This window comes from Priestia sp. P5 (assembly GCF_029522155.1).
Lineage (GTDB): Bacteria > Bacillota > Bacilli > Bacillales > Bacillaceae_H > Priestia > Priestia megaterium_E.
This window is the reverse complement of record NZ_JAKWFJ010000006.1, coordinates 1-24,693: the sequence shown is the minus strand read 5'-3', so window position 1 is coordinate 24,693 and position 24,693 is coordinate 1. Positions and strand designations below refer to the sequence as shown.

Below are 24,693 nucleotides of genomic sequence, written 5' to 3'. Positions count from 1 at the left end.
ATCACTACTCCTTACATCATTTTCGGTAAATAGGAATCTTGCGCTTGTACGTGATCTTTTTGGCTTGCTCCACTTCTTCAAATCGAAAGAGCTCCTTTGGCTCCATGAACGTTTTGAACTTCACTTGCCAATAGCGAATAATATTCATATTTTCTCTTGTCTGAGAGCCAACAAGATAACCAAAGAACATGGGTGCCGCCATACACACAACAATGACGCGTGCAATTTTATTAGGGATCAGAGGAGTTAAAGGAACAACGAGAAGAAGACTAAGAAGAAAGAAGATAAAGATCACAATGATTTGAGTAACTGTAACAGAAAAGGGAAGCGAAATGCTTTCCCTTCCCCCAGCTAGCCCTCTTACGATATTTGGAATGGCAAAAATTTTATTTGTACAATATCCAGTAACACGTCTCATACATAGACCTCCTTAGGTTGAAAGACCAAAGAATTTTAAAAGGGAATCACCTAACGAAACGATGTTACTTGGACCGTAGATGAAAACACCAATCACCCCGCCAAAAACAACAACCATAAGGGCACCACGATATTTTTTCATGACCAACGAACCGATGATCGCAAATAGCACCACCCAGATAAACACAGTTTGTAAAACACCCATTACATTGGTATCCCCTTGACTACTAACGCCTTGCAAATTAATGTCACCTAGCATAAATGTGTGTAAGAAGCTTGTAAGCATACTGAATCCCTCCAATGGTTTACTTATTGAATGTCATATGAGACAGGTTTCATGTTTAAAATTTCAAACTTGTCTTGTCCATCCGTTTGGACATTAAATTCATAGCTATGATTACTTTGAATACCTGTAGTCGGCTGTTCTAACTTGACTGAACATCTGACAATGTACCTTCCTTTAGAAGACTTCTCTTCATAGACCGATACCTTATTTAAAGATTTGTAGTTCATTAATCCATTTAAAGACTGCGCTTTTTTCGAATCTTTAAAGAAGAATTTGGTTTCATCACTTCGATCTTTTGCTGTATAGGTTTTGAAGAACGATTCTAGAAAGCTTTGAACCTCATGATTGACAACTGAATCCGTATTTTTGTTTTGTTCATTCTCAGAAACCGTGACGCGTTGATTTTCTTTTGGCATATACGGTTGTGGCAGATCAATGACACTATAACCGTTTTTGCCTTCGTAGACTCTCACTAGATAGTAAACGGTAGCCGGCTTCTCTTCTTTCGTTTTCTCTACTTTCTCTTTTCCATCTTTGTCTTTCGATTTCTTCTCCACTTCTTTTGTTGCTGTGACCTGAACTTTTATGGATACATCTGAGATGTGGGCATCTTTTTGTTTAATAGAAACGACGTCACTACTTTCATAACGCTGGCTTCCAGGGAGATTGGCATAATCAATTCCAGCGTCTTTATCTAGACCGGTTGCTAAAAAGCTCTGCAGCGCATCTTCCCTTGCTTTCTGTTTATCCTCTCCTGGCTCAATACTGGTGTACTGACGCATAAACTGAGTAGTGAAGTACTCGACAGCTTTAATATTTTGATTATTTTGACTTTTATCTTCACTCGTACCTTGTTGTTGAGCTGACACTTTATCTTCTAGATCACTAATGGCCAAGTTGTGGCGAAAGGCACTAAAGACGCCTAAAGCTATAATGACTAGACTTAGAACCATGACAGCTCTTCCTATAATGGCTGCTGTTGAGCGTTTCATCGTTGCTCGCTTAATCATCCGTTGTTCTTGTTGCTTTTCTTTTTCATCCCTCTTTAGTAAGTTCGGCATATACTTTTTGGATGAACCGACTTTTTCTTTTCCTTTTTCTTTTGGCACCTGTGAAGGGTCAGTAGAAGTAGGCTTCTTTTTCTTCTGCCATTTCTTCATCGTCATTCCTCCTTACTTTTTACCAAAGAACAAGAAGGCTACAATCGCTATGATGATGAGTGTACCTGTTACGCCATAACTTGCTACACTTTGGTTATAGAAAACCGAAAACTGTTCTTTCCCTGTCTCCCAAAGTACGTTCGCTTCTGGGAATGTCCGTAGGATAAAACTTCCTACGAGACAAATTCCAGCGATGTATAGAAGGGTTTTAAATAAACTACGAACCACTAGACGTCCCCTCCTTACAACCCTCTTTTTACCTCTATTGATTCACTGAATACATAGTGATAAATATCTCCAAAGGCATCTTTTTGTACATCTTCAATGTTTGCTGTCAAAACGGGAATCTTGATATGGGACCGTTCTTGACTTGGAATGCTTAAGATATCACGCATGGTCTTTTTCGTGTTTGTTTGATTTCCAGCGACAAACAAGACTCGCCAATCTAAAACAGGTTCTTCAAAGCCCACATAAAGATCATACTTTTCGAGCGTTTCTTTTCCACGTTTCAAAAAGTCGTTATACCTTTGGATCTTTTGAATGGTATTTTGTCGCTTGGCTACACTACGTTCTAGTTCAATAAACAAGCCAATATTTTGCTCGCTATCTGCTTCTCCCACAACCAATACGCCGTCAGGTTTGATGACCTCTGACTTGCTCTTTCCATATTGGAAGGTCCCTCTTGCTTCTGGAATCCATTCCTTAACGGCTAGCCCTACTTCTTCTGCTTGTTTTCTGTAGGATAAAACTAAACGATTTAACATTAATTGATGTTGGTACCAGGCAGGTACGTCTGTTGACCATTTTTTCTGCCATTTCGAGAACCCTTGCAATTCCTGCACGTTCTCCACACCAAATGCATCGAGTGTATATAAATTTCCTGGCTTTTCATAACCCGGCATGGGAACGGTAAAGCTCTTAAGATACTTTGATTCCTCTAGCAATCGCAAACGCTGCATCACATATTTTCGGTCTGCGTAATTCGTTAAAATGTGATCCACAATAAAATTTGAATCGATGTAGATGAAGTCATGTAGCTTAATAAGTAAATCGGTATCTTGTTCATTCAGTGTGATATATTTTTTCATGGTGTTTCCCCTCTCTCCTTTGTCTGTAAGAGAAACGTTACGTTCGTGAGCCATTAACCTATTTTTCTATCTCTGTTTATAGTAAAACACTTACTTCACTCTTTTCCTGCCATCTCTACTCATTCTTTTCTGAAGGTTTTTTCTTTCGTAGTGACACAATAGGCTGTGGCTCTATTGGTAAATCTTCTGTCTTTGTCTTGGAGAGTGTCACAGCAGGTTCCATCGATGTAGAATTCTTTTCTGGAACGTGTTCTTTCTCCTCTGAAACAGGCTCAACAGTTGCCGCCGTTTCCTTCATTCCTTGTGCTTTTTCTTTAGGAATAGGACTCTCCCATGAAAGAGTAAGCATAGGTTTGAATGGTATGTGGGCTACTGGTTGTTCCTGTTCTGGCTGTTTTCTCTGTTTCTTTGAAAGGGTAATCGTTGCAAAAGAAGTCTTTTCATCTTCATTTTCTTTCTTCACATCTTCTTTTTGACGTGGTTCAACTCCATCAACAGATGCTGTAGCAATGCCCTTCGTTGGATCAACGTTTGAATCCGTTTTCTTTTCTAAGGAAACCGGCGCCTCTGGCTGTGCTTGTAACGGGGCTTTCGGCTTCTTGGGCTGTAATTTCTTCACTTGTTTTGGTTCATAGGTTTCGCCTTGTAAATAAGCCCGAATCATGGCATCAACTTCAGATTGATGATGACCATTTTTAGATGACAACTCTTTTACTTTGGCTTTTGTCCAAGCATCTGCCTTCGCTTCTTCCGTTGCATGTTTGTATCGTGCTTTTTTTCCATTCGGCATATACCGATCTAATGGAGGTAACTTGGCCACACATTGTACAATTTCATCGACACCATTTACGTTATCTTGTGTACGAATAACCGTTACTAAGTCAGGCAAATTCCGAAAATACGATTCCGAAAAAAGAGGTTGATCTTTTTTGGTGCCTTGAACACTGAACATTTTACTGGCTGCAGCTGCACCTTCAGCACCTTGTCTACAAACAAAGAAATTCCCTTGAACTTCTGTTAAGGCATTTTTAAGATCTTGATCCAATTGATGCATGGACTGTGTACCAATTCCCAGCGATAATCCTTTTTGACGTTGTTCCGCAATGATACGAGGCAGAATCGTCATTTTCTCTAGTCTGGCAGCTTCATCAAATACAAACTGATGCATTAAAGGGTTAGGCGTTCTTGTGTCAGCCACTCGGTAATACAAGTAGGTGAGAAACCCACCAATCAATCCTGTTTCTTCTTCACTTAATCCACTAAAGTCATAAAAGATAATATGCCCTTGGTCCATCCATTCACGAATAGGAAGAGTAAATTCTTTTTGACCAAACATCCGGCGTAATAATGGATTGGCTGAGAAAGTATCTAAGCGATTAAATAAAGCAATGCGACTAGCATCGATTAAGTCTTCTGCTTCATTCTCCCAAAAATCCAATACGTCATACGCTTCAACGTTATCCTCTAGACGGTTCAAAATCCGTTTTCTGAACGTAAAATCATTGACTAATGGTTTTACACCCAAAATCGTATGTTGGCCTTCCACGTCTAATACAAGCGTTTTAATACAGTTGACCAAAAGACGTTCTGTTTGTTTGGCCACTTGGAAGTTTTCACCGATAATCCGCATAACGATTTGTGTGACTCGTTCAGGTGATTCACCTGGAAAACGATGAAGCAAGTTTAAAGCCGGTGGATATTCCGTATCTTTAAAAGAGATCCAATGAACTTTATCCCAGTTAATGGTTGCTCCATCATATTCAGCCTTCAACATTTGATTTAATAAAATTATGGCCGTATTTCTTGCAGGATCACCAAATGAGAAGCCAGGTGATGTTTTGTTTTCCATGCCTTGCTTAATAAATTGATGAACATAACTCATCAATACATTATTGAGTAGAGTTGATTTTCCCGAACCTGTCACACCCAGCAAGGACCAATGCTTCTGAAGAACACTCATTAAAATTCTAATCGTACGATCTTTCACAAACGGATGATATTGTACACCGAAATCGACAGACCCCTCTTCATGACTCAAAAGATGATCCGGAAGAAGTTCTTCACCACGTTTTGAATGGGGGACCTCTTTTGCAAGCTTCTGCATAATCGTTCGTTCATCAAAGTGTGGTAAATGGAGAAGATTCGCAAGCTCTCCACCTGTCCATGTCATACGATAAGGACTCATAGTGGGATACCATTGAACCGCCTTTTTCCACTTCTTGTACTTCAACTCATTCACATGATGCAAAACAGAATTAATCGCATTGGCCATACTTTTCACAACAGGTACACCAGGGTAATATTCAGACGCCATGGACACTGTACAGTCAAAAGCTACTTCATTACCTGAATAACGATGTTTCAAGCCTACTAATTCTTCTTTATCAAATGCAGACTGATCTCTGAAAGGTCTATCTCCTTTTAAGTCCTTTTCAAGCTTCTGTATGGCTTTTCGGAGCTTCCATCCATCATTAGGGGTAAAGCCTACTTGTAACCATGTACCAGGCTTCATATGCGAAATGATACCAGGTAGTTGATCTGACTTATACCGTGAAAGAGGAAGCGACTTTTTCAAGTTATTGCTTTTTAATTTCAATCGCCCACCTACGGCCTTCTTTTCTGGGAATTCTAAGTCATTCGCCGGAAAGAACGTTAAATTCGGATAGACACTCTGAAAATTGGACTTAATGGCTTCTAACTGATTCTTTTCGGCTCCCATATAGAAACGGTATTGAATCCCTGCAGATTCATCTACTACGTGGTGGATAAGAAACGAAAAGCGTTCCTTTCCAAGAAAGAGCCTTTCCATCCATCTACGCTTTGTTCCATGGATACGTCTCATTAATTGCCCTAACATTTCTTTCGACACACCGTCATCTGCATGTGGCAGCATTTGAACATACTCAAACTGTCGTTGAATGCGAAAAACAGCACATACCCACCGGATCACAAGAAATAGCAGCAATAAGGCCAGTAGTATTTGAATGCCATGAAGAAAGAGTGTCAACCAATGCTGAATAATCTCTGGAGGATATGGAAAAAGAGACAATAGCCACTCTTTCTTCCAAATGCCAGCGCCAGCCAAACCAAGAACAGCAATCGCTCCCCCCTGCCTTGGATGTTCAATCAGTTGATCCAGGATATCGTCAAAAATGGTCGATTGTTTTTTAGATGGTTTTTGGTTCATTTTATTTCCCCTCCTTGCGAAGAGAGGAAGGAAAAGAGCTATGAAGTTTTCGAGGAACGAGGTTCATAGGGTGTTAGGTTCCAAGTTGTAGTGAAGTACGTTTCTAGGGTGATGTGTATAGGTTCGTATGGTTGCCAGCATGTGTAAGGCCATGTTGGTTTGACGCTAGGTGCGCCCGCCGCCCATACGAATAACGGATACAAATAAAAATAGGAGTACTAGTAGGACTTCTCCCATCGGTACATGATTACTAACGTAATCAATGTTACCTCAGGGAAAGTATCTTGAAAAAAGTAGGATGTTTAGTGCTTACTTCCATGATATTCCTTCCCCACATGTGCTTCAAGGGATTTCCAGAGAAAACAACCTAATACCTAGTAGAAGTTTTACTACATAGCCCTTTAAGGTCACATTTTTTAACAAAACTGTAATAAAACCTCCTATTTTTATTACTTTCATCCTAATGCATATTTGTCACGAAACATGTGCACATTTAGTCAATTATGTATGAGCTATCCTATTAAGTCATATACCAATTCAAGCTTTAATTAGACATTGACAATAACGAGGTTGCGATTGCCTTTTGTTCACCGTTTTTATACAATGACAGTGATTATTCTGTAAGGAGAATAGTTACGTTCGTGGGTCGCATCAAGAAAGGAATTTAGATCTTTTCTTGATGCTTTTTTTATGAACATCAATCCTCTGTTTTCATGAAAAGTTTGAACTGATTCAAGCTCGAAGTAAGATCAAAAGCAGCATGATTCGAATAATGCTTGCGTCTTTGGCGAGCCGATGCCTCATGTTCCAACTCTCTTAATTTAGCAACTTGCAGTTCTCGATCCACTACATGCTTTTTCTGCAATGTATCTTCTAACTCCATCCCTACATGAGACAACATGACGTCACTTAAACGCTCAATCTCTTCTACAAAGTGGGTCAGTTGAGCAGATCTATGCTTCTTAAACAACCCTTTCATTACCCCAAAGAGATACTTAAAGAAAACGTCTTCCCCCTTGAAATCTCCAGAAATGACGGAACCATTTTTCTGAACTGTTAAACCAATAGCCTCCACCGATAAGCGTATATAAGGCGGAGTAGACGAAATAGAACGATAAGAAATATCAAACTCTTTAAAGGCTAACTGAACCTTCCCCCAAGCCCTAAAAATAAAGCGACCATCTGTAAAACCCCGGTTAAACAACGCACTAGTAAAGGCAGCAGGAACATTCCCAGGAATAGGTGCCGTCTGTAGAGTAGTAGAAGACGTAGACGGTAAATTTAAGATACTGTATTCAGAAGAACGAGCAAACTCTTTACCCTGAGAACGCGATAGAGCCGTCCCACCCACCACCGTATCTTTAATTGTATTTGAATTGAGCCCATTATTTTTAGGAGCAGCGTCTTGCTCTTTTTTTGAGGCTTCAGATTGCGTTCTACGCGCTTTTACTTCGTCAATGATACATAACTCTGTTGAAGCCCCTCTTCCTTTACCAGATACCTTTTTCGAAAGGATTTCTTGCTCTTCCAATCTAGCAATCACTTTTTTAAACGTGGCATAAGGAATTTTCTTATTAGCATCCACACTTGATGTAATTTGCTCAGCAAGATCGCGTTGTGATCCTGACACACGTCCTCCCTGAACACGAACAAATGCTAGTACGTCCCCTTCCCACTCTTGAATATGGCTATATGTACGTTCTTCACGCGGTTTTGCTTCTTCCCAAATGACATAGCTAAATAGCATGCCCGATAACTCGCGAATTTTCTTCGCAGATGGAGCATGGAAACGGCCGTTGTATGCACTCTTTACTTTTCGTTTAACCTCAATTTGGCGCATTTGAGGCGTATTTTTTTGATTCCAGTTATGTAAGTATGCTTCTGCTGTTTTTTCATCGTATCCAGCTGCCTTGTAAGCCAAAGCAAGCGTGTAGCAAGCCGTATCACGTTGGCCTTTATTTACACCTTCTAGGATCTTTTGAACAGCAGGATGTTTTAAAAGAGATTCATAGCCTCTGCAGAATCCTTTTTTGTATGTATGTACGTCTTGTTGATCTTGCTCTTGAACCAGTTGGAACCATTCACATAGCTCATCAAACGATACGCGCTCTTGTGAATGAAAGACCGTATTTTCATCCGTGGGTAAACGGAATAGTCGCTCCGGACCAATTGCATTTACGTCCCCTTTTAACATCTCCGCCATGCATGTTTGAATACGACTATAATGAGCATTCAACTTGTCCGAAGCCCGTTTTGACTGTTCTAAAAACCAGTGAACATGAAACCCATTAGAAGGCGTTTGAACGATTAAAGAAGGCATTGGAAGTCCTGCCTCTGTAATTAACTCTTGTACATCTGGAAAGGTCATTCCCTCGTTCTCACCGTTCTTTACATCAATATCAATTGACATCGCATTGATCCAACGTAACGTACTTAAACGACGTAAGTCATTACGATAAAACGTATTTGGCGTAAAGTATGTATAATCTTTGCTGACATTAAATAACGAGCCATAGGTTCGAACAGCTTTTGTGGTCTCTTTTGTAAAATCTTTTGATACGAATACCCAACCTAAACGACTATTGTAACCGTTCTGTTGCTTCTGATATTGCTTCTTCTTTTTATTGGTTAGTTGATTTTTATATATATTTATAGCTACACTTACTAAACTCATTGGGTTCCCTCCTCTTAAGAATGATTGTTTAAAAAAACAAAAAAGGCTGTTCGCAAGCTCCATGCCTGCAAACAGCCTTGTATTCTTGAAAGAATCCCAAAAGTTTAGTTATTTTCAAAGGTTTATACGATAGAGACAAAATTCATATATGAAAAATTTGTCTACAATTCTATTATTTTTGTAGAAATTATTACAATAATATCGCATAAAAAACCTTGTCAAAAAAGTTTAATACTGTTATTATGTGTGTATAACAGTATAAACAAATGTCTTCTTGGGCATTTACTTTCAAGCCACAAACTTTGGTCGGGGCGGGGCTTGATTTTTTTAAAAAAGAACGTGTTTCCAGCACGTTCTTTTTTTTTTGAACGTTATCTATTTTTTTATAATTGAAATTATCACTATAAAAAACTTTTAATCTTTTCTATTGTTTTTTCTTTCTTTCAATATACCTCTTTTTAGATATTTCGTCTACCTGCTTTTCATTTCATGAAATAGGAAGGACAATTCAAATTGTTACATACCGGTATTTTACCGGTATGTAACCTACTCTGTCAATAGCTCATTGAATATTTTACCATAAAAAATCAAGAATTCTAGATAAAAAAAATACCGGTAATGTTGACTCTGACAAGCAAGAACAGTAAAATACCGGTAAAAGAAATATATTTATTATATTTAAAACTATAAATAACAAAATTAACGACTAAATAATATTAGATTTAATTTGTTTAATGCTGTTTCTACCAATGGAGGAATAATAATGCCTAGCTTTGACAAAAATAAAAAAGAAAGAATTGAGCTCTTCTTGGATAAAGAAAAAGATGCTGAGGTAATAGCTTTTCTGAATAATAGTGGTACCACGAGAGCTGGACTAATAAGACATATTCTTCACGAGTACGTAATTAATTCAAAAAAAGGAACATCTATATATCGATTTCATGATTAATACAAAACATTCTTCATGAAATATACAATGAAACCTTTATAACTTGAAACTTATAAAAAAACAGATTAGATAATCTGTTTTTTTGTTTAAAAATTGCCTAATTACAAACTTAAAGAATATAATTTCAGTCTTAAATTAAAGCAAATTCATAAAATACTATAAATTAAGAGCAACCAACTAATTTAGGTTCAACTTAAGTTAAACCTAAATTAGTTGGTTGTACGATAAATAACCTTCCTAAATATTTAGTTTAACTCAAGTTAAACTTATTGCACTCGTTTCTAAAACAACCATTTTTATCAGAATCATAAGTTCACCTTAAGTTCAATCAAATCTCTTATATTCATTTATATCCCTCTCAGTGGAACGCATTAATATTGCGTTCTTCTACGCGTTCCAACAGTATAAGAACGACAGAACGGGAATCGTTCCTTATAAACAAGAAAATTCTTCTCTTTTCTATATGTCGAATTGTATTTCATTTGAATAAGAACGGATTTTTCTTATAACTGCTCAATCAATTTTTTAGGACAAATCATTAGAACGGGTTACATTCCCCTTTATAAAGCATATTTTAACCTCAACTGTGATTTTTATTAATCTCGTTATTAATAGAGAGAGAACGATCCAAGAACACTTATTTCTTAATAATAATAAATAAAATTCAAAAATAAACTTACTGGAACGGGAACCGTTCCTACTTAAAACTTTTTGTTTATTATCCTGTAAATAACTCACTGTAGTTGAATAATACAGAACGCTTCAATAATATCCAACACACTTATCTATAAACAGAAATGAATGCTTATTATAAATAGAAAGACTAACGTAAGCTGATGAGAGTGATATAAATGTCACAATAAAAAGATACCAGTTAATTAATTTAACCTCAAACTTCTTTACAACCACATACTCTAGATAGTATATTCATGTTAAAAACAATACTTTTAAATACCAATATTTCATTAGTTCATGTTCTTTTATTTGGAAAAGCACGAACTAATTTATTGAAATTCATTTTTACAAAGTAAGCCATAAAACAATGCAGTTTATTAGGGTCAGTGTTACTTTCATAAAAACGCTTTTTTCTCTTCAACTTTATTTCAAATTGAGAAATGGAACGCCGGAACGGGAACCGTTCTTGTTTATTCAAATCGGTTCTTACAACTTAATATTCCTAAAAGAGTTGAAACACTATTTATTCAAGAACGACTAAAGAACATCAAAATTCATAAATGTAACATTTTAAATTGAAAAGGAGGTAGCCAATTTATGAACGAAGAACAGTGGAATGGGATAAGTGACAAAATACCAAAAGCATATTGGACAAGGGAAGTTGCGGAATCTTTAGGAATCAGTGATAGCTATCTAAGAAAATGGTGCCTAGAACTAGAGAAAAACGGATATAAATTTCTAAAAGTAAAGGACGGAAAAAACCGAGATAATCGTGCTTTCACAGAACACGATGTTATTGCATTACGTAAATTTCAATCTCTTTTAGCTCAACCCAATGTTACGAAGGCTCATGCAGCACAAATTATTTCAAATGACTATGCGCCTTTAGACAGAGATACCAAGGAGTTATCTTCGTATTTACGGGACAATGATCGTGATAAAGCACAAAAAGAAGTTCACGATCTCATATTAAAAGATGTCATACATGAACTGCGACATGAACTTGGAAATATAGAAAATAACATAGTTACTAGTTTAGGAGAACGGATAGAGGAACGACTAAGTGAAAAAATCGAGGAACACATAGAAAGTTTTCTAGCAAAACACTTACTCTTACAAGAGGAACGGATAGAGGAACGGGTACAGACTATAATGTCTCACTACTTGGAACGTCAAGAAAGTACTTTAAAGGAAACATTCAATCAATTTCAAACTTTACGGCTGCAAGATAAGTCCTCCACCGAGAGTAATGAAAAAACTCTTTCTGAATTAAAAAACTCTTATATTGAACAACAGATTCAAAATGAGAATCGCGAAATGGAACTTCAAAAAGAATTAAATGAGAGGGAAGAACAGCTAAAAGAAGTATTAAAAGAACTGAAGACAATTAAAGAACATATAGCTGTTACAAATGAAAAGAAGGGTTTTATCTCGAGACTGTTTGGCAAATAAGTAAAAACTTTAGTTCCTACATAAAGAAGCTCAGCTATTAGGCTGAGTTTCTTTGCATTATTAGGGATTTATTTAATTTATTATTTTATATAAAATATACCTATATTGTTAAGTTCGTAGAAGGAGGAGTACAATGCCGCATAAAATTACGTTAACTGGATCAGCCACAGGACCACTACGAGAATACGATCGCTATGTTGCCTTTGATATGCGTGAAAAAGGATCACCATCTGCGCCTAAAGGCTTGAAGAAGAGTACGTTTATTTCGTACACGGTATTTGTTGCAAAGAAGGCTTTTAACAAAACAGGTCTCACTAAAAAAAGTATTATGCATGAAAAGATCTTAATTCAAGGAGAACCAACTTTAGACATTCCGATTGATGAATGCCCTGGTGAAGTAGGTGTAATCTGCTTCCAAATTACTGTTCTCCCAAATAAGAAAGACAAAGAAGAAAATGAATCAAACGATAAAAAAGAGGCCAAACAAGAGGCTTCTGCAGCGCAACAAGAAGTTGCTGCTACAAAGCAGGAAGAAAAACCGGTAACTACTTCTCAACCTGCAGCAAATGAAGAGAAGAAAGCTGAAAAAGTACAGACAGAAGTGAAGGAGACACCTGTTCAAGAGAAAAAGGTGGAGCCACAAAAGAAACAAATGACAAATCAGCCAAAAGGGACACAAGATCTTCTAAGTTTCGACGAAATCATCGTACCTGAAGAGTTCTTAAAGACACGTCCAAACCCTCAAAAAACACAAAAGGTCATTGATTTTGTGAAGCGTACAGGGCGTCTGGATGAGCCATTAACGATCGAAAAAGGATCGAATATCTTGAAAGATGGTTACCGTCGTTATATTGTGGCCAAAACCCTTAAAATGGATAAAGTTCCAGTTATGTATGAATACCAGAAGTCATAATGTATTTCTTTGAAGATGACCCATTGCAAGGACTGCAAGGAGATTGATAACAATGAGAGCTGTGAAAGAAAGCATTATTTATCCATTACCAGAGGATCAAGACATTGCAAAATTAGAAGCTTCTTTTCGCATCCAATTGCCCAATGCGTGTAAAGAATTCTTGAAACAATATAACGGATGTACAGTAATAGATTCTACACCCCTAACAATCATCAATAAGAGGTGTCAAATTGAACGTTTTTTAGGCATTATTAAAAACTTCAGTGAGCATCCTTATGGGGTGTATGATATTGGTTGCTGCGAAACTTCCTTAGGAGAACAAGGACGGAATATTTATGATGAAGACCTCATCGGATCTGAATTAATTCCAATTGCGAAGCTAGCATGGGGAGATTATTTATGTTTGAACTTTCACTATGATAAAAATAATCCGTCTGTTGATTTTCTAGATTACGAAGAATCATATGAGTGTGATCCAGCTACATCAAAGATTGCTGATAACTTTCAAGTTTTTTTGAGTATGTTATTATCTAAGAATACGAAATAGCAGAAAATGCTATTTTGTAATGAGATCATCTACTCATTTTGATTTTTAATCATAAAAGAGGAAGTGTCGACATGAAAAAGTGGCTTTGGATCATGTTATCCGTTGGAGTTATTACTCTCGTGTTTATGATGAATTACTTTATAGACAAAAGTCAGGAACAACAAAGCATGATACACAGCGTCTCACTTACAACCAGCACATCTCCTGAGCAACAAAACATTGTAGAAGTAAAAAAGATGTACAAACAAACCACTGATTACTTTGATTATGAGCAAAAACAAAAGGCTGATTCTCTTAGAATGTACTACGGACAACCCGGAAGCACTCTTAACCAATATAAAGAGCTTCAAGGCATTCAACCTTCTATGATTCATGATGTGAATGTGCATTGGAAAAATGAGCAACATGTCATCATCAACATTATGAAAACGAATCACCAACACAAAAACAAGGTATACAAACGATTTAACTATAACCTTAGCGAAATGTAGATCTATGGTTTTACGTGTCTTCATCGTGAGTCTTATGTGTGGTCTTACAATAACAATAGTTGTTATCATTAGCCTTTTTATGGTGGTTTTCCCCCAGCATAAGCGAAGTTTACACGATTCGATGGCAGCTACCTATGTGAAACGTTTAGATCCTACCAAAGTAGACAGCTCTGAACTTATTTAAAGCTTTTTTTAAAAGAGCAATGTTATATATTCAATACCCTTATTTCTACTCTTTTACATTTCAAAAAGGAGAAACTTATATGAAAAAGTCAACACCTTGTCCAGGGTGTCAAAAACCTATTACAATTGAGCATTTCGAAGATTTTTCAAGTCCTTTTACAATGAAATGCCCGCATTGTCGAGAAAAACTGAAAGAAACCAAAATGACCCCGTGGTTATTGTTATTAGCTGTTATTATCATTCCTTTATTGGTTTACCTAGGAATTACGGTCAAAAGTTTCTTGGCCGGCCATTTTCCTGTTGTTGAAAAGGTACCAACTATGATTGTATTTATGGCTTTTTGTTACCCTGTGTATGCCTTATATGAAGCTTATAATGCCGTTATTATCTTTAATAAGGGAAATTTACAACTAAAAAAACCTAATTAACCTTTTATCTCTCTTCTATCGAAATGAGAGCTATTTTCCATCTACATTCCTCCTGTGTCATATATATTATAAGGCGCAAAAGATATGTTTAATATGAATCTTTATCCTTGTTTTTTATTACCGACTTTCTTTTTACTTTCCAAATGTTTTTAATCATATTTAGAACAAAGACCGCCCATTATGTATCAGTGTATAAGGCGGTCTTAACTGTATTCATGCTATATGTTTATGACCAAAATATCGACACTATTCTAAAAAGACGTCAGGTAAAAAAGGCGATCACTAAAATCGCTGCCACACAGGCTAAATATATATTCCCACTCCAATCCCTCTTTTCCTTTTCATTCACCGCATAGCTATTATAAGAACCTTCAATCGGTTTTATTTTTAGCTTTCGTTGTAAGGCTACTTCTTTACCTGAAATCAAGTTTGATTCCTCCATTGTTTGATAATTGTAAGGTAGGAAACGTCCTTGTTCGTCTCTCAATCGGTTGCTGACGTCTTGCAGGGCCTGCAGCCTTTTCACTGGTAGAAGGCTGCTGTTTGGATTGAATAGTTGCTCCTGACATTGATTGGCCATCTGTTGATGTTCTAAGTAACGTAGAAGTGTTTGTAGCCGTTCCTTTTCGCTCAAGGTCATCATGTTCTCCTCCTCCTTTCTCTTCGATGTTGGGCTCTTGTTCCATCCATAACGGGTGGGAAGAAGGCTGCCACGGAGAGGAGGGGAGAGGGACGTCACTCATTTTATACTGATTCATTAATGCTAAGAAAACAGGATTGTGCGCTGCAGTAAAAAGCGCACACCTCATAATTTGATTTCGGTCTAATTCTGTAGCTTGAAACAGACTATCCACATATGTACGATACATAGAATGGTACCGCACGGTTGGTCGATAGGTATCAACTTGATTTTCCGACTTCTTATTTCTCTTCATAAGCGTTTTTCTCTTTCAAGATGACCTCTAACATCAGTTTTCCTTCTAGTGTTAAATAGACGTCTTTTCGACTTAGTAACGAGATTGCTAATTCTTTTGTCATTTTATTCACTCCATTCAGGATGATTTAAGGTGACGTCTCTTTCTGACGTCTTAATTTATAATATGAGCTAATGCTTGTCCTATATGTTGTTTTTTTGCCAAAGTTTAAAAAAACAACATATAGGACATACTGGGTCTAAAAAGGAGTTATAGTAATGCTAGGCTTGGGAAAACAAAGAACACGTTTTGGAAGATGGTTAGATAAACAAGAAGATATAAATCAATTAGGACTAGAACAAGCAACAAATCTGAGCCGTCATACAATTTCAAGGTTGTGTAACGATAAGCAGTACATACCAAAATTTTCAACGGTACATAAAATAAATAGAGGATTGAAGAGATTAAAGAAAGATGTAAAAGTAGAAGATTTTCTACAAATGTAAATAGACGATTCTCTAATTTTTTTGAAGATGATACGTAAATTTTTGATCAACTTAAACGTAGCAGAAAAGCCTACTTGCATCACAAGTAGACTTTTCTGCTTCATCAATTACTTACAAATATGACCCCTCTTTAATTTCGATTGAGCTTAAGAGTTTTTGGTTTTTCACTGTGAATAAAGTTAGATGGATAATGAGAGGAATTTCTTTCTGTTTAGTTGGTGGGAGAGATGTTTAAGATGGTCAAAATCATTCTGAGAAATAATTGATTGTTGATTTAAAGTATTTTTTATATCTACTAATATACATAAGTCGTGTAATTCATGATCAGTGAAGATGTCTTGAAGAAGATTTAACCTGAACAACAAGGGGAGATTATCGCAAAGTTGAGTTCCATCTTCTACGAAAAAAATTTGTCGCCATAAGTGCCCATAATGTGTACTCATTTCGCTTTCTATTATACTGACAAGTGATATTTCAATATCGAACAGCAAGACATAAGATTTAAATAAGCGTTCTTTCTTCATTCACATGCCACCCTTTATAAGATTTTACAAATAGTCAAATTAGGGTTACCACAAAGCTCAAGTCAATCTAGATGTTTAGCATAAAAGCATATTTTATACTAAACCCTTTTTTGCTGACCTTCTGCATCCATCATTTTTATTTGTTTTCCGGTAACTTGCCCCCTGAAAGCACCTCTCTTTTAAGCTAATTAGGCATATTAGAGAATTTACGATTAGCTGTATATAACGGCTTAATCATGAGGTCAACTTCTTCTAAAATGTCAACTTCGCTTAATTCCTAAAATAGCACATTTCATTACTATTTACCTCTATCTTGTTATTTCTTTTTACATATAACATGACTTTTTTCACCTTTATAAGTAAAAATATTCAAATTTATTTGTATTAACATATGGTTTCATGTAGTAAAATTAATTTTGCTATAAATGAACAATGCAAAGAAAAATATATTTACCAAAAGGGGATAAAACAATGAAAAGTCGTGTTATCAAGATTGTCTCTTCGCTCGCTATAGGTTTAGGGATTGCTGCAGCTCCTGCTTCCTCATATGCTGCAACACCTAAAACCATGAAAGTGCATTACATTGATGTAGGCCAAGGAGATAGTATCTATATCAAAGCTCCTAACGGTGAAGACATTGTTATTGACGGTGGAAATAAAGGAAAAGGAAATGCCGTTGTAAGTTATTTAAAGAAACAAAAAGTTGATGATATAGAAGTATTAATCTCTACTCATCCTGATGCTGATCACATTGGTGGGTTAGATGAAATCATTAATGCATTTAAAGTAGAAAACGTTTATGCGCCTAAAGTAAGTAATAACACGCAAGCTTACAAAGACTTTTTAAATGCAGTTAAAAAGAAAAAATTGAAGGTTCAAACAGCACAAGCAGGCGTAAAACTACCTGTTAAAGATGTAAATGCTCAAATTGTAGGGCCTACCAAAACATATGCTAACAGTGATTTAAATGATTGGAGTGCTGTTGTCCATATGGCTTATAAAAAGAATACATTTTTATTTACAGGGGATGCTGAAACAAAAGCAGAAGCAGATATGATTAAGGCGAAGAAAACACTACGTGCAGATGTACTTAAAGTAGGTCATCATGGCGCTAAAACGTCTACAAGTAAGAATTTCTTAGATGCTGTAAAACCTAAGTATGCGGTCATCAGCGTGGGTAAAAATAGTTATGGACACCCTACTTCTCAAGTTGTGAACTTACTAAAAGGTTCTAAAGCAAGTATTCTGCGAACAGACCAAAGTGGTACGATTATTATCACTGGTGATGGAACATCTTATTCTGTTAAAAAATCGAGGTAATTATGAAAAAGATAAAAGGTATTATTGATCGATTTGAAGAGGGTTTTGCTGTTGTTGAAATTGAAGGAAAGACAAAAGATTATCCTAAAGATATCTTTCCCAAGAATACACAAGTTGGAGATGTCGTTTATATTACGGGAGATAAGGTTGAGATTGATAAAAGTGAAACGAAAAAGCTGGCAAAAGAAATTGAAGATTTAATGAATGAAGTTTGGGAAGATTAAACTCCCTTGCTAATTGTATACACAGTATATAGATACCATATGATTCAAAAAGCCGATAGTTACCTTTTCGGCTTTTTTGTTATGGCGTGTTACCCTCTACAAATCTTTTGAAGGTGCTCTATTCACCGTAGTTGGAATTGCTATAAAGCTTATATGATATAGATAATACTAACATATATGAATAATAAGAATGATTGGTTTCCCCTTGAATGAAATGGGGATTAGTAAAAGGAAAGTCTTAACAATCTTAAATAGGAGGGAAGAAGATGTTTAATGATTGGAAAGAAGAAATTCAAGCTCATTTAATCAAAGAAGGTTATAGCGTTGGAGAATTTTTAGGTGAATCTCGAAGGTGGTATTACTTTAGGGTCAATAGTATTTGGAACGGTGACCATATAGTTAAAGTCCAAAATGGATTTTTAGGTTATTTAAAAGAAAGGGTTAGTGGATAGGGAATAAATTGTTTAAACAACACTAGCATAAAGTATTTAAGAAAAAAGACAAACCGAGAGTAAAACATATTTTTCTACGTAGAACTAAAAAGTTAAGCTTTAAAATAAAAAAGGATTCTATAAAGAACTTTTTTTGAAATTCTTTAGTGGTATCAAAATCCTGTTGAATTAAAGGTGTGCTTATATATTTATATCTGGTTATTTGTTATTAACAGGTAAAAGAGATCACAGAAAACATTTACCTATTAAAAGAAATGTCTTCTGTGATGAGCTCTATATAAGGATTTAATGAAACAATTTACCATAATGTGTAATCAAACGCTAATTTGAATGTGTTGCTACGCATACAAAATAAAAGAGGAACCTCGGCAGTGGACGTGAGGTTCCTCAAAAATAGAGTTACGTTGAAATTTGTAAAAAATAGTATGACTTCTAATATATCATACTTGTATACAGAATCAACTATTTGAAAAGAAGGATGTATATTATAAAAAATAAAGCTAGTTAACTTTATTTTTTTTATCGAGCTTTTTTGATAAATAAAAACTCCTTTATAGACTTCACCCTCTAGAGAAGATTATATGTTTACCATAACAGACATATCCTCCGACAAGGACCTTTTTCCTTTAATTGGTTTTATATTAACTACAAACATATACTTTTACGAATCTTACAAAGAGCATATACGTTGTTTTGAAAATATTGCTCTTTGTGAGAAGATTTCTTAATTTATTATTTGGAAGGTTCTTTTTCAGGTAATCCCAATATGTCCGTATTTTTAGGTGTATGCCCTAATAGACGTAACATAACTACAATTTGTCCTTTATGATGTGATTCATGAGTAATTGAATGGACAAGCAATTGACGAGGTGTTTTTCTTACCAAACCACTGTTTGCTCTCCAAGCCAGTTCTTTTTCAATAGACTCATCAAATTTATCTGTAAATTGCTTTAATACTTTTTCTACGTATCTATCAGCCTGTTGAAAATAATGCTGAATATCGTCTATTTGCATAGTATTAATTACTTCTTTTGTGAATAGTGGTGATGATGTTTCTGAAAGCACAAAAGAACCTAGCCAAGCATGGTAGCAACCTGCCACATGAACTAGAGAATCTCTAATATTTTGAAAACCAAATGCAAACTCTTTCGTCAAGTCACCTTCACTCAATTCTCTACACTGCTCTAATAAAGTTTGTCGTGCTTGTTTTACCCATTCATATTCTAGCTTTTCCATAACAATCCCACCTCTCAGACATATAATGAAAAATTATTCTTTACTATATACTATTCGGAATTATTATTACACCGATTTTTTCATTAATTAGCTTAGTAAATAGTAAAGTCCTTCGTGTATTATTCGTAAATAGATCATTTTTCTACAAAGAATATAAAATACACATCAAATATGGCTTAGTGACAGGGTAAGAATGTTTTGTTTGAAAGGAATTTGTAACTTTTTAATAGAATGATTATGAAAATGAACACATAATAAAATATCACATATAAGGAGATAAAACTATGGAAAAAAACAACCTACTAAGAATGGACAATATCAGTATCGTTGTAGAATCCCTTGATGATGCAATTTCTTTCTTTGAGGAGATTGGCTTGAGTCTTGAAGGACGAGCCACCGTCGAAGGTCAATGGGGTGGACGTGTAACAGGATTGGGTTCTCAGCGCGTAGAGATTGCGATGCTGGTTACCCCGGATGGCCACAGCAGGATTGAACTTTCTCGATTTCTCAGCCCACCTACTATATCAGATCACCGGACTGCTCCTGTAAACGCTCTTGGCTATCTGCGGGTCATGTTCACTGTTGAAGACATTGACGAAATGGTGTCCAGACTCACTAGGTATGGCGCTCAGCTCGTTGGCGAAGTGGTTCAATACGAGGACTCGTATCGGCTCTGCTACATCCGTGGAGTAGAAGGACTTTTAATCGGTTTGGCAGAGCAACTTGGTAACAAATAAGTAAGTGACATTTTATAAAAGTCTTTACTGAAATGTACGTTTAAGCTACCTGAATTTTCAATAGATAGATGGGGAAAGTATCTGATACTACAACATGACAAACTATTTCTAAATGTGTCATTGTTTCTTCATCTGGCTTCCAATCGAGATTATTTTCAGGTTTTTTCAAACCTTTATTTCACTTTTTCTCCCCACCTACATATACTTAATTATGGAATTTTTGTTTTAATATTCATAAAAAGGGTATTTGTTCTAAGAATCAACTAAAATAGGAGGAGATCAAATGAGAAGAGCGAAACAAGCTGTTGTAGCTTCTGCCGTAGGTTTAGCTATGTTAGCGACGCCATTAACTCTACCGAATTTAGGAGGTTCTGCTGGCTCCGCAGAAGCTGCAGAAGTTGGAGGAGACGTAGCGATCGATCCAGTAGCAATTGGGCAAGCGATTGCAGATGCAGCTAAAACGGCTGATAATCGAAGTGGTTTTGTCAAAGGAGCAATGGAAAAAGCGTTTTTTGAATCGGGTCAACAATATAATGTAATGGTGATGAATTTGAGTCAAGGCTATAATTCAAACCAATTACAAGGTGTCCAATATTTTGATACCGTAGATTACGATGGTATTACGTTTGGAGTTTGGATATTTGAAGAAGGCACGTTTATTAATGAAGGTGACGGAGGATATGATAACTGGGCCTTTAGAGGTTGGTTTGAGCGAACGGGAGATGACGAAAAAACGGTCAACTTCCATAGACCTTAATCTATATAAAAAGAATTCATTTTGAATAATTATTTTCGAAATGAATTCTTTTTTATATTCAAAATTCTCAAAGTGAAAAAGTGTTGCATGGTACAATATAGAACCCTGTAAATAATTTGAACAATATACAAAACTTTAGAAGAGCCCTGCGTCTTAAATGATACAGGGTCTTTTCTAATTGCTAATTTTCTACCATTTGAACATCTTGCCATTCCACTGTCGCTTTCTTTACCCTGTCTAGTTTCATAATTTACCTAGTAAATCTTAAACATAGTTAGTTTACTCACATGTTTTTGTTGCGGGTAACATACGCACCTCTTGTTGATTTTATTCTTATTTGTTGTCATTAAGTATAAATGGTGAAACGTTAATAATATATAAAATACTTTAGTATTTAAAAGATAAAAGAACTTAAATAAGGTTATTTACTAAAAAAAGAATCAATCACAATATTTATTTTTAAAGTTATATGCATATGAATCTACAAATCCGGACAGACTAATAAAGTATTCCCCCTATTCCAATAAATTTGAAAAACCTTTGCCTTTATGGCAAAGGTTTCTTTTTATATAAATAGTTTTCAAGGTCCACATTTTCCAAAACTAACAGTAAGGTATTAACCCTAAAATCCATTTTTAAAGTTAACTATTAAAAATAAAAGCTTAAAATTACGACGCTAACTAAGTAAACGTTTACTTTATGTTTTTTGGTGTTATTCATAGTTTTAACTGCTATAAAAGGCGTAAAAGGGAATTAATAAATTAACCATTCTAATGAATTATTAATTTATTTTTCATAGATACTTAAGAGTATTCCCATACAATTATCTTAACTTTAAAAACATATTGGATATGAGGTGTTCTTTGACAAAAATTAATTTCAACAAAAACAAATAATAGTAAATGACTCATGGAGTAAATTGATATAGATTGCACTCGTTTTTTGAATTCTAAAATGCACGGCAATAATATAGAACAATCAGTTTGTTCTTTTAAAAAAGTTGTGGAAAACCACTGCAAAGAAGGGGAATGTGTATGCAAGAGAACCAAAATAAATTGGGTATTGCACTTAACAAAGTGCCAGAAGTCACAATTTTCTTCTGGATAATCAAAGTTTTGTGCACAACTGTAGGTGAAACATTTGCTGATTTTCTAAATTTCAACCTTGGATTTGGGTTAACTGTCACTACTATAATTATGGGAATAGCATTTTTTATTTTATTATATCTTCAATTTAAGGCAACTAAATATGTCCCAGGTATTTATTGGACAACGGTTGTACTTATAAGCGTATTTGGAACATTAGTAACTGATAATTTGACAGATGGAATGGGAGTACCTCTTGAAGCTAGTACAATTGTCTTTTCCATTCTACTTGGATTAACTTTTCTTTTTTGGTACCTTAGTGAAAAAACACTCTCTATACACTCGATTTATACAAGAAGAAGAGAAGTTTTCTATTGGCTTATTATTCTATTTACATTTGCACTTGGAACAGCAGTAGGTGATTTATATTCTGAACAACTAGGTTTTGGCTATCTTAAAACGGGAGTAACAGTCATCATTATCATAGGTTGTATCTTTTTGGCATACAAATCGAAACTTAATGGAATTTTAGCATTTTGGATTGCCTATATTCTTACTCGTCCACTGGGAGCATCATTAGGAGATTACCTATCACAAACAAAAGTTAATGGTGGATTAGGTTTGGGAACAACTGTTACCAGTGTTATTTTTCTTATAGCTATTTTAGCAATTATCATTTTTCTCGCTATTACAAAAATTGATATAACTTCAAAAAGTGAAATAGTAGATTTAAAGCTAACAGGTGCAAGTAAAAAAAATATTTTGACACAAACCATTGTAGTCGTCTGTATTTTCTTAGTTCTAAGTATAGGTGGTTATATCTGGCGCAGTAATGATATAGTGTCACAATCCACTGCTTCACAGGCCACACTGTCTGGACAATTAAAGGATTTTATTAACATTGAAAATAATATGCTCAAGGATGTAAATTTAAAAAACTTTACTGCGACGAAAAAAGGAGCAGACGATTTAGAACATCAGTGGGATTCATCAGAGGCTAAACTTAGAAAAATAGACGGTTCTAAATGGACTGGAATCGATGGAACTATTGATGTTGTATTAGCAACAGCTCGTTCGTCCACCCCTGATGTCAACAAGTGCAAATCAGCAATTAATAATTCACTGGATGTCCTAAACTCAGCTAATAAATAAAAAAGTAGGTATAAATTGGAATATAACCTAAAATTAAAACTTTTATTTTCATAATATATGACTGAAACACGAATCTTACAGAGAAAGTCAGATAGTTAAATTTCATTCATTCAAATAAAATTCTTAACTTTATTCCTTTAATATTTTAAAACAGAATAGAATTAGGTGTCCTCACAAGTATGCATTTGTAGTTACCATAATCCCAATCTTAGGAACCAGATAAAAAATAACCCTTGTGACAAGGGTTATTTTTTATCTCAACAATTTTTATTTAGTTTAAATATTTAATTATTATTATTTAATCTTTAACTAATTTTAAATCAGGAGCATGCGTATTAGTTTATCTACCATAGTATGCTAGTCATGACCTGCTTAAGAAGTAGATGAGGATCTGATACCCCCTCTTTTGTACGCCATGCAACAAAACCGTCTGGTCTTATCAATACAGCTCCTTGAGAGGTAACATCGTACACTGATTCCCAGCTATCCTCACACTCCACACAATCTCCTTGTGAGCCGATACCATAAACATTAATAGGAACACCTAAGTGGGAAGATACATTACGGACAGCAGTGCGCCAAAGGCTATTATCTTTTCCCGTAAATAAGATGAAATTTTCACTTACTAGCATCAGCAAAGACTGCTCCACCTAAAGAGAAAATTGAAGTTAAAAGCAAGAAGAAAGTTTTTTATGACCAATATAAGGCTTCGAAAACTACATTAACAATATATTATCAACTAAGAACCGTTGGTAAGAAAAAATACTACAAATATTTACGTGCTGAAACTAAAGTCGATATTTTAGATAAAAAAAAGGTAAGTGCTAAGGAATTGTACGTATATATAAATCGTGTTCAAAATGATAATGATAACTTAATTCAGGCAACTACAAAAAAACCAACAAAAACTTTCCCATTGAAAGCTCCTTCTAAATGGAAAGAGATAGAAGGCAAAGACAGTCCATTCGATTATTTTAGTGCTTTTGTAATTGTTACTCTAAAAAACCTTAAAACTGGTAAAGAGTTTACAGCAGCGGAAGGCGATGCCATAATCCTTAAAAAGTAAATACTTAAAAAAACCATTCTGATAAGAATAGGGTTTCTAAAAGTGAAAAATATATGAAGTAACTTATTTTTGGTTATACACATTATTCAAAAATGGCCTCACTCATTTAAGGGTGAATTTTAGTTTTGAATCTTTTTAGTTTAGTCGGGTAGGCAGGCACTCTCACGAGCGCCCGCCCCCCTAAGAACCGTACGTGACAGATTTCCCGTCATACGGCTCAAGCCTTCTTTTTATCCGAACAACTTGTTTATTTAATACATGGTACATGTA

At 35.4% G+C, this 24,693-nt stretch carries 26 protein-coding genes; 14 read left to right on the top strand and 12 right to left on the bottom strand.

What is annotated here, in order from left to right:
• Positions 1-16: 16 nt before the first annotated feature.
• The 7 genes from MMB69_RS25020 to MMB69_RS24990 all read right to left on the bottom strand — a co-directional run bounded on the left by MMB69_RS25020 (position 17) and on the right by MMB69_RS24990 (position 8,812).
• Positions 17-418, bottom strand: a complete 402-nt coding sequence (locus MMB69_RS25020; RefSeq protein WP_155008765.1) for a hypothetical protein — start codon at positions 416-418, stop codon at positions 17-19.
• A gap of 12 nt (positions 419-430) precedes the next feature.
• Positions 431-703: a hypothetical protein gene (locus MMB69_RS25015; protein WP_025753475.1), complete on the bottom strand. Its 273-nt coding sequence runs from the start codon at positions 701-703 to the stop codon at positions 431-433.
• 23 nt (positions 704-726) lie between these two features.
• A complete protein-coding gene (locus MMB69_RS25010; protein ID WP_272767812.1) occupies positions 727-1,863 on the bottom strand; it encodes a conjugal transfer protein in 1,137 nt (378 codons plus the stop codon).
• Between the two features lie 12 nt (positions 1,864-1,875).
• Positions 1,876-2,091: a hypothetical protein gene (locus MMB69_RS25005; protein WP_025753473.1), complete on the bottom strand. Its 216-nt coding sequence runs from the start codon at positions 2,089-2,091 to the stop codon at positions 1,876-1,878.
• A gap of 14 nt (positions 2,092-2,105) precedes the next feature.
• The gene (locus MMB69_RS25000) at positions 2,106-2,951 is read right to left on the bottom strand and encodes a replication-relaxation family protein (RefSeq protein WP_272816276.1); all 846 of its coding nucleotides are present in this window, start codon (positions 2,949-2,951) and stop codon (positions 2,106-2,108) included.
• A gap of 115 nt (positions 2,952-3,066) precedes the next feature.
• Positions 3,067-6,138, bottom strand: coding sequence for a TraM recognition domain-containing protein (locus tag MMB69_RS24995; protein WP_277448591.1), 3,072 nt, complete (start codon positions 6,136-6,138; stop codon positions 3,067-3,069).
• A gap of 697 nt (positions 6,139-6,835) precedes the next feature.
• Entirely contained in the window at positions 6,836-8,812 is a 1,977-nt protein-coding gene (locus MMB69_RS24990; protein ID WP_277448590.1) for a primase C-terminal domain-containing protein, read from the bottom strand.
• Positions 8,813-9,575: 763 nt separating this feature from the next.
• Between MMB69_RS24990 and MMB69_RS24985 the strand changes: the two genes are divergently transcribed.
• From MMB69_RS24985 to MMB69_RS24960, 6 genes are all read left to right on the top strand, one after another.
• A complete protein-coding gene (locus MMB69_RS24985; RefSeq protein ID WP_048407641.1) occupies positions 9,576-9,761 on the top strand; it encodes a hypothetical protein in 186 nt (61 codons plus the stop codon).
• Positions 9,762-11,033: 1,272 nt separating this feature from the next.
• Complete coding sequence (locus MMB69_RS24980) at positions 11,034-11,888, top strand: hypothetical protein (protein WP_277448589.1); 855 nt, start codon at positions 11,034-11,036, stop codon at positions 11,886-11,888.
• Positions 11,889-12,021: 133 nt separating this feature from the next.
• Positions 12,022-12,801 carry a ParB N-terminal domain-containing protein gene (locus MMB69_RS24975; RefSeq protein WP_277448588.1) on the top strand — a complete coding sequence of 260 codons (780 nt, stop codon included), beginning with the start codon at positions 12,022-12,024 and terminating at the stop codon, positions 12,799-12,801.
• 52 nt (positions 12,802-12,853) lie between these two features.
• Positions 12,854-13,348, top strand: coding sequence for an SMI1/KNR4 family protein (locus MMB69_RS24970; RefSeq protein WP_277448587.1), 495 nt, complete (start codon positions 12,854-12,856; stop codon positions 13,346-13,348).
• 71 nt (positions 13,349-13,419) lie between these two features.
• On the top strand, positions 13,420-13,839 hold the full coding sequence (locus MMB69_RS24965; protein ID WP_108674994.1) for a hypothetical protein: 420 nt from the start codon (positions 13,420-13,422) through the stop codon (positions 13,837-13,839).
• A 263-nt stretch (positions 13,840-14,102) separates the two neighbouring features.
• The gene (locus tag MMB69_RS24960; protein WP_108674992.1) at positions 14,103-14,450 is read left to right on the top strand and encodes a hypothetical protein; all 348 of its coding nucleotides are present in this window, start codon (positions 14,103-14,105) and stop codon (positions 14,448-14,450) included.
• Between the two features lie 262 nt (positions 14,451-14,712).
• Here MMB69_RS24960 and MMB69_RS24955 read toward each other — a convergent pair whose 3' ends face one another.
• Both MMB69_RS24955 and MMB69_RS24950 read right to left on the bottom strand, forming a co-directional pair.
• Positions 14,713-14,877 (bottom strand): hypothetical protein, encoded by a 165-nt coding sequence (locus MMB69_RS24955; RefSeq protein ID WP_277448586.1) that lies wholly within the window; start codon positions 14,875-14,877, stop codon positions 14,713-14,715.
• Complete coding sequence (locus tag MMB69_RS24950; RefSeq protein WP_277448584.1) at positions 14,864-15,385, bottom strand: hypothetical protein; 522 nt, start codon at positions 15,383-15,385, stop codon at positions 14,864-14,866. The genes MMB69_RS24955 and MMB69_RS24950 overlap by 14 nt, the downstream gene beginning before the upstream one ends.
• A 257-nt stretch (positions 15,386-15,642) precedes the next feature.
• Between MMB69_RS24950 and MMB69_RS24945 the strand changes: the two genes are divergently transcribed.
• Positions 15,643-15,870, top strand: coding sequence for a helix-turn-helix domain-containing protein (locus tag MMB69_RS24945; RefSeq protein ID WP_108674990.1), 228 nt, complete (start codon positions 15,643-15,645; stop codon positions 15,868-15,870).
• A gap of 179 nt (positions 15,871-16,049) precedes the next feature.
• Here the strand turns inward: MMB69_RS24945 and MMB69_RS24940 are convergent, their stop codons facing one another.
• Positions 16,050-16,394 carry a hypothetical protein gene (locus tag MMB69_RS24940; RefSeq protein ID WP_221778762.1) on the bottom strand — a complete coding sequence of 115 codons (345 nt, stop codon included), beginning with the start codon at positions 16,392-16,394 and terminating at the stop codon, positions 16,050-16,052.
• Positions 16,395-16,865: 471 nt separating this feature from the next.
• Here MMB69_RS24940 and MMB69_RS24935 point away from each other — a divergent pair, with 471 nt between their 5' ends.
• The 3 genes from MMB69_RS24935 (at position 16,866) to MMB69_RS24925 (ending at position 18,390) form a co-directional block, all read left to right on the top strand.
• Positions 16,866-17,714, top strand: a complete 849-nt coding sequence (locus MMB69_RS24935) for a ComEC/Rec2 family competence protein (RefSeq protein WP_277448583.1) — start codon at positions 16,866-16,868, stop codon at positions 17,712-17,714.
• A gap of 2 nt (positions 17,715-17,716) precedes the next feature.
• Positions 17,717-17,938 carry a DUF3006 domain-containing protein gene (locus tag MMB69_RS24930; RefSeq protein ID WP_209369453.1) on the top strand — a complete coding sequence of 74 codons (222 nt, stop codon included), beginning with the start codon at positions 17,717-17,719 and terminating at the stop codon, positions 17,936-17,938.
• Between the two features lie 266 nt (positions 17,939-18,204).
• Positions 18,205-18,390, top strand: a complete 186-nt coding sequence (locus tag MMB69_RS24925) for a hypothetical protein (RefSeq protein ID WP_048022023.1) — start codon at positions 18,205-18,207, stop codon at positions 18,388-18,390.
• Positions 18,391-19,122: 732 nt separating this feature from the next.
• Here the strand turns inward: MMB69_RS24925 and MMB69_RS24920 are convergent.
• A complete protein-coding gene (locus tag MMB69_RS24920) occupies positions 19,123-19,626 on the bottom strand; it encodes a DinB family protein (RefSeq protein WP_277448582.1) in 504 nt (167 codons plus the stop codon).
• A 284-nt stretch (positions 19,627-19,910) separates the two neighbouring features.
• Here MMB69_RS24920 and MMB69_RS24915 point away from each other — a divergent pair, with 284 nt between their 5' ends.
• The 3 genes from MMB69_RS24915 to MMB69_RS24905 all read left to right on the top strand — a co-directional run bounded on the left by MMB69_RS24915 (position 19,911) and on the right by MMB69_RS24905 (position 23,357).
• Positions 19,911-20,363: a VOC family protein gene (locus tag MMB69_RS24915; RefSeq protein ID WP_226701713.1), complete on the top strand. Its 453-nt coding sequence runs from the start codon at positions 19,911-19,913 to the stop codon at positions 20,361-20,363.
• 283 nt (positions 20,364-20,646) lie between these two features.
• A complete protein-coding gene (locus MMB69_RS24910; RefSeq protein ID WP_060745076.1) occupies positions 20,647-21,120 on the top strand; it encodes a hypothetical protein in 474 nt (157 codons plus the stop codon).
• Positions 21,121-22,154: 1,034 nt separating this feature from the next.
• Positions 22,155-23,357, top strand: a complete 1,203-nt coding sequence (locus MMB69_RS24905; protein WP_277448581.1) for a COG4705 family protein — start codon at positions 22,155-22,157, stop codon at positions 23,355-23,357.
• A gap of 344 nt (positions 23,358-23,701) precedes the next feature.
• Here the strand turns inward: MMB69_RS24905 and MMB69_RS24900 are convergent, their stop codons facing one another.
• On the bottom strand, positions 23,702-23,989 hold the full coding sequence (locus MMB69_RS24900) for an aromatic-ring hydroxylase C-terminal domain-containing protein (RefSeq protein ID WP_346843254.1): 288 nt from the start codon (positions 23,987-23,989) through the stop codon (positions 23,702-23,704).
• 200 nt (positions 23,990-24,189) lie between these two features.
• On the opposite strand from MMB69_RS24900, the gene MMB69_RS24895 reads away from it, so the two are divergent.
• Positions 24,190-24,423, top strand: coding sequence for a hypothetical protein (locus MMB69_RS24895; protein ID WP_277448579.1), 234 nt, complete (start codon positions 24,190-24,192; stop codon positions 24,421-24,423).
• The last annotated feature ends 270 nt before the right edge of the window (positions 24,424-24,693 follow it).

Excerpts from the sequence above, each read along its gene's own strand:
- MMB69_RS24995 (WP_277448591.1), bottom strand. The coding sequence starts at position 6,138 with ATGAACCAAAAACCATCTAAAAAACAATCGACCATTTTTGACGATATC.
- MMB69_RS24970 (WP_277448587.1), top strand. The coding sequence starts at position 12,854 with ATGAGAGCTGTGAAAGAAAGCATTATTTATCCATTACCAGAGGATCAA.
- MMB69_RS25020 (WP_155008765.1), bottom strand. The coding sequence starts at position 418 with ATGAGACGTGTTACTGGATATTGTACAAATAAAATTTTTGCCATTCCA.
- MMB69_RS24945 (WP_108674990.1), top strand. The coding sequence starts at position 15,643 with ATGCTAGGCTTGGGAAAACAAAGAACACGTTTTGGAAGATGGTTAGAT.
- MMB69_RS24905 (WP_277448581.1), top strand. The coding sequence starts at position 22,155 with ATGCAAGAGAACCAAAATAAATTGGGTATTGCACTTAACAAAGTGCCA.
- MMB69_RS24900 (WP_346843254.1), bottom strand. The coding sequence starts at position 23,989 with ATGCTAGTAAGTGAAAATTTCATCTTATTTACGGGAAAAGATAATAGC.
- MMB69_RS24910 (WP_060745076.1), top strand. The coding sequence starts at position 20,647 with ATGAGAAGAGCGAAACAAGCTGTTGTAGCTTCTGCCGTAGGTTTAGCT.
- MMB69_RS25010 (WP_272767812.1), bottom strand. The coding sequence starts at position 1,863 with ATGAAGAAATGGCAGAAGAAAAAGAAGCCTACTTCTACTGACCCTTCA.
- MMB69_RS24940 (WP_221778762.1), bottom strand. The coding sequence starts at position 16,394 with ATGAAGAAAGAACGCTTATTTAAATCTTATGTCTTGCTGTTCGATATT.
- MMB69_RS24985 (WP_048407641.1), top strand. The coding sequence starts at position 9,576 with ATGCCTAGCTTTGACAAAAATAAAAAAGAAAGAATTGAGCTCTTCTTG.
- MMB69_RS24930 (WP_209369453.1), top strand. The coding sequence starts at position 17,717 with ATGAAAAAGATAAAAGGTATTATTGATCGATTTGAAGAGGGTTTTGCT.
- MMB69_RS24975 (WP_277448588.1), top strand. The coding sequence starts at position 12,022 with ATGCCGCATAAAATTACGTTAACTGGATCAGCCACAGGACCACTACGA.
- MMB69_RS24925 (WP_048022023.1), top strand. The coding sequence starts at position 18,205 with ATGTTTAATGATTGGAAAGAAGAAATTCAAGCTCATTTAATCAAAGAA.
- MMB69_RS24935 (WP_277448583.1), top strand. The coding sequence starts at position 16,866 with ATGAAAAGTCGTGTTATCAAGATTGTCTCTTCGCTCGCTATAGGTTTA.
- MMB69_RS24960 (WP_108674992.1), top strand. The coding sequence starts at position 14,103 with ATGAAAAAGTCAACACCTTGTCCAGGGTGTCAAAAACCTATTACAATT.
- MMB69_RS24950 (WP_277448584.1), bottom strand. The coding sequence starts at position 15,385 with ATGAAGAGAAATAAGAAGTCGGAAAATCAAGTTGATACCTATCGACCA.
- MMB69_RS24980 (WP_277448589.1), top strand. The coding sequence starts at position 11,034 with ATGAACGAAGAACAGTGGAATGGGATAAGTGACAAAATACCAAAAGCA.
- MMB69_RS24965 (WP_108674994.1), top strand. The coding sequence starts at position 13,420 with ATGAAAAAGTGGCTTTGGATCATGTTATCCGTTGGAGTTATTACTCTC.
- MMB69_RS24920 (WP_277448582.1), bottom strand. The coding sequence starts at position 19,626 with ATGGAAAAGCTAGAATATGAATGGGTAAAACAAGCACGACAAACTTTA.
- MMB69_RS25015 (WP_025753475.1), bottom strand. The coding sequence starts at position 703 with ATGCTTACAAGCTTCTTACACACATTTATGCTAGGTGACATTAATTTG.
- MMB69_RS24990 (WP_277448590.1), bottom strand. The coding sequence starts at position 8,812 with ATGAGTTTAGTAAGTGTAGCTATAAATATATATAAAAATCAACTAACC.
- MMB69_RS24915 (WP_226701713.1), top strand. The coding sequence starts at position 19,911 with ATGGAAAAAAACAACCTACTAAGAATGGACAATATCAGTATCGTTGTA.
- MMB69_RS25000 (WP_272816276.1), bottom strand. The coding sequence starts at position 2,951 with ATGAAAAAATATATCACACTGAATGAACAAGATACCGATTTACTTATT.